The sequence below is a fragment of the Microbulbifer aggregans genome, assembly GCF_020524005.1.
Taxonomy (GTDB): Bacteria; Pseudomonadota; Gammaproteobacteria; order Pseudomonadales; family Cellvibrionaceae; genus Microbulbifer; species Microbulbifer aggregans_A.
The window spans coordinates 37155-46606 of record NZ_JAIVKK010000015.1 but is presented as its reverse complement, the minus strand read 5'-3'; the positions used below and the strand labels follow the sequence as shown (position 1 = coordinate 46606).

At 54.8% G+C, this 9452-nt stretch carries 8 protein-coding genes and 7 tRNA genes; 1 reads left to right on the top strand and 14 read right to left on the bottom strand.

Annotated elements, in window-relative coordinates; genetic code table 11:
• Positions 1 to 13: 13 nt before the first annotated feature.
• The 4 genes from LC093_RS19600 to LC093_RS19585 all read right to left on the bottom strand — a co-directional run bounded on the left by LC093_RS19600 (position 14) and on the right by LC093_RS19585 (position 3100).
• A complete protein-coding gene (locus tag LC093_RS19600; RefSeq protein WP_226668965.1) occupies positions 14 to 271 on the bottom strand; it encodes a hypothetical protein in 258 nt (85 codons plus the stop codon).
• A 127-nt stretch (positions 272 to 398) separates the two neighbouring features.
• Positions 399 to 854 carry a hypothetical protein gene (locus tag LC093_RS19595; RefSeq protein ID WP_226668961.1) on the bottom strand — a complete coding sequence of 152 codons (456 nt, stop codon included), beginning with the start codon at positions 852 to 854 and terminating at the stop codon, positions 399 to 401.
• Between the two features lie 1403 nt (positions 855 to 2257).
• Positions 2258 to 2345, bottom strand: a tRNA-Ser gene (locus tag LC093_RS19590).
• Positions 2346 to 2533: 188 nt separating this feature from the next.
• The gene (locus tag LC093_RS19585; RefSeq protein ID WP_226668959.1) at positions 2534 to 3100 is read right to left on the bottom strand and encodes a nitroreductase family protein; all 567 of its coding nucleotides are present in this window, start codon (positions 3098 to 3100) and stop codon (positions 2534 to 2536) included.
• A gap of 373 nt (positions 3101 to 3473) precedes the next feature.
• Here LC093_RS19585 and LC093_RS19580 point away from each other — a divergent pair, with 373 nt between their 5' ends.
• On the top strand, positions 3474 to 4868 hold the full coding sequence (locus LC093_RS19580; protein WP_226668967.1) for an adenylate/guanylate cyclase domain-containing protein: 1395 nt from the start codon (positions 3474 to 3476) through the stop codon (positions 4866 to 4868).
• A gap of 109 nt (positions 4869 to 4977) precedes the next feature.
• Here the strand turns inward: LC093_RS19580 and queF are convergent, their stop codons facing one another.
• From queF to LC093_RS19530, 10 genes are all read right to left on the bottom strand, one after another.
• Complete coding sequence (gene queF, locus LC093_RS19575; protein WP_226668957.1) at positions 4978 to 5808, bottom strand: NADPH-dependent 7-cyano-7-deazaguanine reductase QueF; 831 nt, start codon at positions 5806 to 5808, stop codon at positions 4978 to 4980.
• Positions 5809 to 5822: 14 nt separating this feature from the next.
• Positions 5823 to 6596: an ABC transporter permease gene (locus LC093_RS19570; RefSeq protein WP_226668955.1), complete on the bottom strand. Its 774-nt coding sequence runs from the start codon at positions 6594 to 6596 to the stop codon at positions 5823 to 5825.
• A complete protein-coding gene (locus LC093_RS19565) occupies positions 6593 to 7534 on the bottom strand; it encodes an ABC transporter ATP-binding protein (RefSeq protein WP_226668954.1) in 942 nt (313 codons plus the stop codon). The genes LC093_RS19570 and LC093_RS19565 overlap by 4 nt, the downstream gene beginning before the upstream one ends.
• A 138-nt stretch (positions 7535 to 7672) precedes the next feature.
• Positions 7673 to 7748, bottom strand: a tRNA-Gly gene (locus LC093_RS19560).
• 39 nt (positions 7749 to 7787) lie between these two features.
• Positions 7788 to 7863, bottom strand: a tRNA-Glu gene (locus tag LC093_RS19555).
• A 107-nt stretch (positions 7864 to 7970) separates the two neighbouring features.
• A tRNA-Gly gene (locus LC093_RS19550) sits at positions 7971 to 8046 on the bottom strand.
• Positions 8047 to 8048: 2 nt separating this feature from the next.
• Positions 8049 to 8124: transfer RNA gene (locus tag LC093_RS19545), tRNA-Glu, on the bottom strand.
• Positions 8125 to 8232: 108 nt separating this feature from the next.
• Positions 8233 to 8308: transfer RNA gene (locus LC093_RS19540), tRNA-Gly, on the bottom strand.
• A gap of 2 nt (positions 8309 to 8310) precedes the next feature.
• A tRNA-Glu gene (locus LC093_RS19535) sits at positions 8311 to 8386 on the bottom strand.
• Positions 8387 to 8633: 247 nt separating this feature from the next.
• Complete coding sequence (locus LC093_RS19530) at positions 8634 to 9446, bottom strand: DUF1499 domain-containing protein (protein ID WP_226668951.1); 813 nt, start codon at positions 9444 to 9446, stop codon at positions 8634 to 8636.
• Positions 9447 to 9452: the final 6 nt, after the last annotated feature.

Sequence of the window (9452 nt, the reverse complement as noted above, 5' to 3'; positions counted from 1 at the left end):
GAGGTCTTTGCCTTCACGCAGCGCCTTGATCGCGGCATCCATATCGAAAGTTGGTTTGGTCATGGGTCATCTCTTTTCGGTCAATGGTAAAGAAATGACACAGAATTCTGAACACTACCGCCTTAGTAATTAAATACGATACTTCCTCACCAAAGCCAAATTTTTTGGTCATTGCTTGTTCTAGTGGAGCGATCTGAATAATCTTTGGCACAAGGCCATGATAGATCCAGCTACCACCGATGATCCAACGACACATTTCAGATGCGCTCATGGTATTCCTTTATGACGCATAACGCCGCGATCAGCCGCGGCTTACTTTGTGTGCTTTTTGCACGAAAATGGGAGCAAAGCGACCGTGCAAAAAGTGCACAAAGTAAGACGTCGGCTGCATTGCTTTGTTAAGCGGATAGTTCTTCGAGGTACTTTGCAACCTCATCACTACTCAGTTTCAGGAATACATAGCACACGAAATTAAATACTAGAAAAGCAAACCCCACAGTGAAAACGACACTCATGAACGTTCCAATTAGAAATCCAAGCGCTGCTAAAAAGCCAAATGAAGATGCAATAAAAATAAGGCCGAAAAATGAGCCAAGAGCAGTGCCAGCAATATAGCTGCAAATTAAACCCAAGATTATACCGGCCAAGGCAAATTTTCTTCGAGTTGGATTCTCTACTTTTTTTGCAACTTTAATAATCAGAAAAGGTGCAGCGAAGAATGCCCCAAGGACTTTGATTGGATAACTAGTGATTTTTCTAACTGCAACTTGAATCCGGCTTTTTCCTGGTTCGACCTCATCTTTAAGTGAATCAAAAATCGCCTTAAAAATTACTGCCGCTGACTTTCCTGCCATATTTATTGTTCCTTACGCTTAACGCCCACAGCAGGGGCGGCTTACCTTGTGCGCCTTTTGCGCGAAACTGGGAGCGAAGCGACCCGCGCAAAATGTGCACAAGGTAAGACGTCCCGCGGAGGCCCGAAGGGCCGGAGCATACTGCCTGTGATTGTTAAGGCTTTGCACTCGGGAGCACCTTAAACAGTAGAGCAGAAACTAAAGCTGGAATTGCTATTGCTAGACACCAAAATTCGAAGGATGCCCTTCTATACAGCGGTTCTGCACCGCTGCAAATGAACCCCCAAGCTTCATATGAGCCCCCTGAATCCAAACATGCATCAATACTCCAGAAAGCAACAAACCATACAAAGCACGAAATAAATACCGCTATGATAATTGCTACTTTCATTTGACTTGAGCCTTAACGCCGCGCTCAGCCGCAGCTTACTTTGTGCGCCTTTTGCGCGAAAATGGGAGCGACAGCGACCGCGCAAAAGGTGCACAAAGTAAGCTGTCGGCTGCAGTGCCTTGTTAGCGTAAACCTCGCTATTTGGTAACGGAAATACTCCACACCACCCGCCGGCACGCGCGCCCTCGAAATCATTTATTCTATACTGTATTTATACACAAAAAAGGCAACCCTTTTACCCAGAGATCATTGCATTTCATTAGTTTATTCTGGAAATTTTCACTTCTACTTTTAAGAACTAAATTTCAGTCGGCTAGAAACCCTTACTCTTATTCCGAAGAGGCCATGAAGGTTATCTGATGCCTCCTCCATAGACCTTCCGGATCTCATGCGCATTGGCTTCCTGAGCCACACTCCGACCTGGCGATTTTCAAACACAGAACATTCAACTGAACGCGAACATTGCCTACGCTAACAGTTATATCGTGGGCAACGTGAAACATATTCTACTGCCCACTATCCAACTCAAATTTAGAAGCCAAGAATGTGGCGATAGCGCCGCAGCGTCAAGCCAAGAGCAAATTTCACGCTCGCAGCTTGAATACCGAAAATGCTCACTCTGCCCACTATCCGCTCAGGCAAACTCTTTTTAACCTATTGAAATTAAATAGGTTCTTGACGATTTTGCATGTAAATACAGGATAGGGGGCACCTTGACCACTTTGCGCTAGGATCATATTGAAAGCAGCGACAGGGTCATTGGGAGTCTTTGCTCTGCGGTCGGGGTCATTAAGTCAAAATGCCCAGCAGGTGTTTTTGAAGGTCGGATTGGGGGAAGGGATACGGGAGGGATGGACTCAAAACACGCTTTTGCGTGTTTCGACCCTGCGGGCTCGGCTGGCGCCTCGGTCTCAACTCGCTGCGCGAGCTGATCGAACCGTGAGGGTTCTCACCCGCCCGCATCGCGGTTAAACAAAAAAGCCCAGCTATAAGCTGGGCTTTTTTGTTTAAATGGCGGTGAGGGAGGGATTCGAACCCTCGATGCCTTTCGACATACACACTTTCCAGGCGTGCTCCTTCGGCCACTCGGACACCTCACCAAATTGTATTGCGTAAACGACGGAGTTTTTCGAGCTTCCCGTCCGCACGCCTGCGTGCTCGTCGGCTTTTTGCCTTGCTAATCAGTGACATAGCGCCCCGTTCAGCGAGCGCGCACTTTACAAAAAGCCGAGGGGGCTTGCAAGCGAAAAACGAAAAAAAGTACGCCAGTTATCTTCTGACTACCGATTTACGCCTCGGTCCAATCCGCAAAATAATCCTCAACCGCCTGCGCTGGTGCGGGTCTAGGGGCTTTCTGGGGGGTACCCATGTAGATGAAGCCGCTGATCTCTTCGTTGTCAGCCAGGCCCAGGGCTTTGGCCACCTGCCGGTTCTCTGCGAGCGGGCCTGTACGCCAATAGGCCCCTACCCCCTCGGCAAATGCCGCGGTGAGCATGGCCTGTACCGCACCCGCGGTAGACATACGCTGCTCGTTGAATGGGACTTTGGGGTGCTCTTGTAGACATGTGACTGCCACGACGATCAGAGGCGCGCGCAGGGGCATAGAGAGTGTGCGCTCACGCTGGCTCTCGGGCAGAGGATCAGGGGCTTCCTGCTCGCTGGCGCGAAGATAGATCTCGCCCAGCCGGTCACGGGCTTCGCCCTCGACCACCAGAAAGCGCCAGGGGCGCAGGTTGCCGTGGTCTGCTGCGCGCAGGGCGGCGCGAAATATGTTCTCTCGCTGTGCGGGCGTAGGAGCTGGATCCGCCAGAACTCCAATTGATACCCGGTTATGTAACGCCGTCAGCGCATCCATATTTTACTCCTCTATCTTTGACTGCCGCGGTACCGTAAAAATGTGAACGGTAACGCATAGTTGCGTAATTTTACCCCAACCTCTGCAACATCCGGCCTCTACAACAGTACCAATTGAAACCAGTTTCCAAGAAGGCGTCGCTTTCCCATGCGCAGAAGGGTAAACTTTGCGCCTGTCCGTGACGCAGACCTCTAAATGATCAAAAAAAGCGGCACGGAGATTGCGCGGAATTCTTCCGCCATTAACGATAACGAAGCGTATGACCGCGACTTTGCCAAGAGTACACGGCAGGCTTGCGACCGGGGCTGCGAGTGAAACCTCCCCAGTTTCCGCCCCCCCCCTGTTTTATACCGAATATAAAGAACACCAGTTGATGCAGAATCTGGCCGCAGAAACCGAAGGGCGCGATACGGAATCCCGCTACCCGCTCTATTTTCGAACACTGATCTGTTTTGCCGCGTCGGGAACGCTGCTGAACACTGTCAGCTGGTCTTCGCTACCCGGCGAAGGCTCTCTGATCCAACTGGCCATGGCAGCCCTGCTGCTGGCTTACATACCGATCGCATACCAGATTACTCGCCGCAGCCTGCCGGACAACGCTGAAGCCGTTCGCCGCTGGCTCGCTTTTGGTGATGCACTGCTGATCGGCATGGCCATGGCGATGGCGAATTTCAGCCTGCTGCCCAGCCTGCTGTTCCTCACCATGATCCAGTTCAACGCGCTGACCCAGGGCGGCGGTAGACGCTGGTTTGAGCACAATACAGCCATGCTCCTCGGCGTGGGCGTCGGCTATGTCATTCATCGCCCGGCGCTGGTGGTAAATGCCGACCTGAACATCAGCGCCGCCAGCCTGATCGGCGTGTTTACCTATTTTTGCGCCTACGCGTTTTACACCCACAAGCAGATTGCCCGACTAAAAACCAGCAACGACCAGCTGCAACGGGAACAGCGCATTGCCAACCTGGCGAGCTACAAGCTTTCCCGCTACCTGCCCAAGCGCCTGTGGCGTGCGGTGACTACAGGCCGCGAGAAGGAGATCGTCACCGAGCGCAAGCTGCTCACGGTCTTCTTCTCAGACATCAAGGACTTCAGCCAGCTCACCGAGGAGATGGAAGCCGAAACCCTCACCCGGCTGCTGAATAACTACCTGACAGAAATGTCGCGCATCGTGGCTCACTATGGCGGCACCATTGATAAGTTCATCGGCGATGCGGTGATGGTGGTATTCGGGGATGACCAGAGCAAGGGGCCGAAATCAGACGCCCTGCGTTGTGTAGCCATGGCGCTGGCCATGCGCAAACGCGTACGGGAGATGATGCAGGAATGGTATGACCAGGGGATCTCCCACCCCCTTCAGATCCGCATGGGCATCAATACCGGCTACTGCACCGTGGGCGTGTTCGGCACTGCTGATCACCAGACCTATACGGTAATGGGCACCCACGTAAACCTGGCGGCACGCCTGGAAAGTGCCGCGGAGCCGGGCGAGATCCTGATCAGCCACGAGACCTGGGCCATGATCAAGCAGACGGTGATGTGCCGCGACAAGGGCCATGTCAGCGTGAAAGGTTTCAGTACGCCGGTGAAGGTCTATTCCGTTTCCGATCTGCGCAAGAACCTGGGCGGCCAGCAGAGCTACCTGGAAGAGCACGCGCCCGGCTTTGCCATGCACCTGGATCTGGACAAGGTGCGCAACTACGACAAGGAAAAGGTTCTGCAGGCGCTGCAACAGGCGCAGGCGCGCCTGAAGAGCAAGGTCATTATTTAGCTATAGGTTTGCTATAGGTTTGCTATAGGTTTACAGATAGCTTTCCAGTGTTGCCGGGCTGCAAGAGCCCGGCAAAGTCCGAGCCCCTCCCCCCGCAATTTCCCCGACATTACTGCCGCGCAAAACGCCCCGGAAAAACGATCTCACCCGTGGTGGTACGCAACGGGTTGATATCCAGGCCACCGCGACGGGTATAGCGTGCGCATACTGTCAATCGGTCGAAGGCAGCCAGCTTCTGCAAGTCGCAGAAAATCCGCTCCACACAGTGCTCATGGAAGTCCTGGTGCTCACGGAAAGAAATGATATAGGCAAGCAATGCCGCCCGATCCAGCGCCGGCCCCGCATATTCGATAGAAACCGTCGCCCAGTCCGGCTGGCCGGTAACCGGGCAATTGCTGCGCAGCAGATGGCTGTAAAGCGTTTCGTCGGCCACCTCACCATTGGCTGCCAGCTTTAGCAGACTGGCGTCCGGCTGGTACTGGCGGGCTTCGATATCCAGCTTATCCACGCAGAACCCCGCAGGCGTGTGCACGGCCAGTGCCGCATCTTCCACGTCAAACAAGGTGACCACTACGTCGCTGCCGGCCGCCGCACTGAGGTCGGCTTCCAGCACTTTTTGTACAGCTTCCGCAGATTCAAACTCGGACTGATTGAGCGAGTTGAGATACAACTTGAACGACTTCGACTCGATCATTGACGGGCTCGATGCCGCAAAACGGAACCGCGCCACAGCCACCTGCGGCACCCCTTTCGGGCTCAGCCAGGACAGCTCGAACCCCCACCACTCATCTGCACCGGTGAACGGCAGCGTATCGCCTTCAAGGCCTAACTGGGCACGGGATACCGCACGCGGAATCGGATGCAGCAGCTTCGGGTTGTAGCTGGATTCGTAACGGGTCTCCTGCCCCAGCGGCAGGTTTTGCCAGTCTTCGCGATCCATAGGCCAAACTCTCCTCAGTGGCGCAGGCGCTTGCCGTGGCGCATCAGGTGCAGCCCCCAGCCCGCCAGCAGCGCAATAAATGCAATCACACCAGCAAATGCCCACACTACGTTGATATCGGACACACCCAATACGCCGTAACGGAATGCATTCACCATGTACAAAATTGGGTTCAGTTTCGACAGCCCCTGAAAGAATGGCGACAGCAGGTCGATGGAGTAAAACACTCCGCCGAGATAGGTCAGCGGCGTCAGCACGAACGTGGGAATAATCGAGATATCATCAAAGCTGTTCGCAAAAATCGCATTGATAAAACCGGCCAGCGCAAACAGTACCGACGTGAGGAATACGATCAGGATGGTGATCCCGATATGCTGTACCGAAAGGGACGTAAACAGCATAGCGATGATGGTCACCACAAATCCGACGATCAGCCCGCGCGCCACACCACCCAAAACATAGCCAGCCATCACGACCCAGTTCGGCGTTGGCGAGACCAGCAATTCCTCGACACTGCGCTGGAATTTGGCACTGTAAAACGAAGAGACCACATTGGCGTAGGAGTTGGTAATAACCGCCATCATGATCAGGCCTGGCACCACAAATTCCATATAGGAATAGCCGCCCATATCGCCGATACGACGGCCGATCAGCGAACCGAAGATCACGAAGTACAGCGACATGGTGATCACCGGCGGTACCAGTGTTTGCGGCCAGATACGGGTGAACCGGCGCACTTCGCGACGGAAAATCGTTGAGAAAGAGGTCCAGATTGCAGCGGGATTCACGATGGCTCTCCTTCTTTGCCCTGCTTCACTTCAGCAAGCAGGGATACAAACAGCTCTTCGAGCCGGTTAGCGCGGTTGCGCATACTGGTCACGGAAATATTCTGCGCAGTCAGATGGGCAAACAGGTCGCTCAGGGACTGCCCCTTTTCCACCGTCACCTCCAGGCTGTGCTCGTCCACCAATCGCCCTTCAAATTCGCCGAAATCCGGCGCATCGCTCAGGGACTCACGGGTATCGAGAATGAACACTTCCTTGCTGAGCGTCTTGATCAGTGACTTGATCGAGGTGTTTTCCACGATATCGCCCTTGTCGATGATCGCGATATTCCGGCACAGACTCTCCGCCTCTTCCAGGTAGTGCGTCGTCAGGATAATCGTGGTGCCACGCTCATTGATTTCCTGCAGGAATTCCCACATCGAGCGGCGCAGCTCGATATCCACGCCCGCAGTGGGCTCATCGAGAATCAGCAGTCTGGGCTCATGGATCAACGCGCGGGCAATCATCAGGCGTCGCTTCATACCACCAGACAGCATCCGCGCCTGGGTATCGCGCTTGTCCCACAGCCCCAGCTTGCGCAGGTACTTCTCGGTGCGCTCCTCCGCCAGTTCCCGCGGCATTCCATAGAAACCGCCCTGGGTGCAGACGATATCGAACACCTTCTCGAACTGGCTGAAATTGAACTCCTGCGGTACCACGCCCAGCATTTGCTTGGCCTTGGGGAAATCCCTGTCGATATCGATACCGAAAATAGACACACTGCCGCCGGTCTTGCGCACCAGAGAGCAGAGAATGCCAATGGTGGTGGATTTTCCCGCACCGTTGGGGCCCAGCAGGGCAAAAAAGTCACCGGGCTGCACATCAAAGCTGATGCCTTTCAGCGCCTGGAACCCGTTGTCGTATGTCTTCTGCAGATCGCGTATGGATAATGCGGCTGTCATGGAATCCAACTGTGTCGGTGATAGAGGGGGCTTATTCAACGCCCTATAGGGCGACAATTCAACATGCGCCTGGTCCGGATAAAGACCAGCGCCAAAAAACAGGCAAAAAAAAACCGCTCATTGAGCGGCTTTAAAACTTGGAGCGGGAAACCGGGTTCGAACCGGCGACCTCAACCTTGGCAAGGTTGCGCTCTACCAACTGAGCTATTCCCGCCTTTTCTGTCCCGGGGTCGCAGTTGCGACCCCAGCGAAATGGCATCCCCAAGGGGAGTCGAACCCCTGTTACCGCCGTGAAAGGGCGGTGTCCTAGGCCTCTAGACGATGGGGACATAGAACATTTGCAATCTCAATGAGATTGACTTTAGCAAACTGTAAACAGGCTTTTCAGCCTACTCCAGCCTGCGTGTTTACCCGCTGATGCCGGTAAACAAGAAACTGGAGCGGGAAACCGGGTTCGAACCGGCGACCTCAACCTTGGCAAGGTTGCGCTCTACCAACTGAGCTATTCCCGCAATGGCATCCCCAAGGGGAGTCGAACCCCTGTTACCGCCGTGAAAGGGCGGTGTCCTAGGCCTCTAGACGATGGGGACACAGGACATATCCAATCTCAACGAGATTGGAGTTTGGCAAACCGGAAAACAATCTTTCGACCATCCTCCAACCTGCCTGCTCACCCGCTTGCGCCGGTGGGCGGAAGTTGGAGCGGGAAACCGGGTTCGAACCGGCGACCTCAACCTTGGCAAGGTTGCGCTCTACCAACTGAGCTATTCCCGCAGTGGCATCCCCAAGGGGAGTCGAACCCCTGTTACCGCCGTGAAAGGGCGGTGTCCTAGGCCTCTAGACGATGGGGACCCAGAATCCTCCTGCGCTTGCGCAACTTGTTTCCCGTGGGAGTTAGTTATGCTTCGCGTCAGAAGTGGGGCGCATTCTATGGACACCCCCGGGGGCTGTCAACACCCGGATAACAACTTTTCTTTGATTTTTTTCTTTTATGTTCAGGCACTTACCGAAATTCAACCAAACCTGCCAAGCAGTGACCAACTTGATCAAGGCTCCCGCAATTCCACACGGAATTTTACCCTGTCAGGGCCCCAATGACTCACTGTTCGGCGGAAGTACCGCGCTTTCGCATCTCGCGAAGGAAGGCCCGGATCCTTTCCCCGTTGCTTCCAAGGTCGCTGATGCCCACCCGTGACGCCGAACGGATATCCACCCTTGAGGCCTGTTGGCTGGCACTTTCATCTCCAGAAGGCCGTATCCGTACCACGATATCCTCAGAAAGACCCAGCAACCGGGTTCGATCCACCGCCTCCAGATGCCCGCGCACAGGGTAGGCGGCGATCACCCGCCAACCCAACTCCCCGGCCACCTGCTCCGCCAGTTGCGTGGCTTGCGCCACCGACAGTGGCAACACCAACGGTTCGATATCTTTATAGACCGCTGCACTACGCTGTTGTTGCGCGACGGGTGCGCCGCCGTAGTCGGTACTGTTATCACCGGGCTTGCGCAGGGAAAGCACCGCATCGAACTTTGGCGGGTTATCGAGATCGGTGCTTATGTCGTGGATTGGCGGCACCTCGAAGTTGTGCCGGCCTACCGTCAGCAGGGGCAACGCCAGTGGCGCCAGCCCCAACGACGCGGCCCAGAGTGCTGCCGCGCGCGCTTCCGGGTGCCCTTTCACCAGCCCCCACATAAAGACCAGCATGGACAACAGCGTCACGCCCAATGCCGCAATACCGGCCACCATAAACAGGTCGAAGGCGCGCGGATAGCTCAGCCACCCCACCCTGAGCAGGGCTGCGACCAGGAACATGGCACCCAGCAGGGTCCACTGGATACGGTAAAGCCAACGACTCCAGTGGCGACGCGACCGCCCGATACGGGCTTCCATGTGACTGGCCCTACCTTTCATCAGCTC

Bases quoted from the DNA above. Each gene is read 5' to 3' on its own strand.
- LC093_RS19580 (WP_226668967.1), top strand. From the start codon at position 3,474: ATGCAGAATCTGGCCGCAGAAACCGAAGGGCGCGATACGGAATCCCGC.
- queF (WP_226668957.1), bottom strand. From the start codon at position 5,808: ATGGATCGCGAAGACTGGCAAAACCTGCCGCTGGGGCAGGAGACCCGT.
- LC093_RS19595 (WP_226668961.1), bottom strand. From the start codon at position 854: ATGGCAGGAAAGTCAGCGGCAGTAATTTTTAAGGCGATTTTTGATTCA.
- LC093_RS19585 (WP_226668959.1), bottom strand. From the start codon at position 3,100: ATGGATGCGCTGACGGCGTTACATAACCGGGTATCAATTGGAGTTCTG.
- LC093_RS19530 (WP_226668951.1), bottom strand. From the start codon at position 9,446: ATGAAAGGTAGGGCCAGTCACATGGAAGCCCGTATCGGGCGGTCGCGT.
- LC093_RS19600 (WP_226668965.1), bottom strand. From the start codon at position 271: ATGAGCGCATCTGAAATGTGTCGTTGGATCATCGGTGGTAGCTGGATC.
- LC093_RS19565 (WP_226668954.1), bottom strand. From the start codon at position 7,534: ATGACAGCCGCATTATCCATACGCGATCTGCAGAAGACATACGACAAC.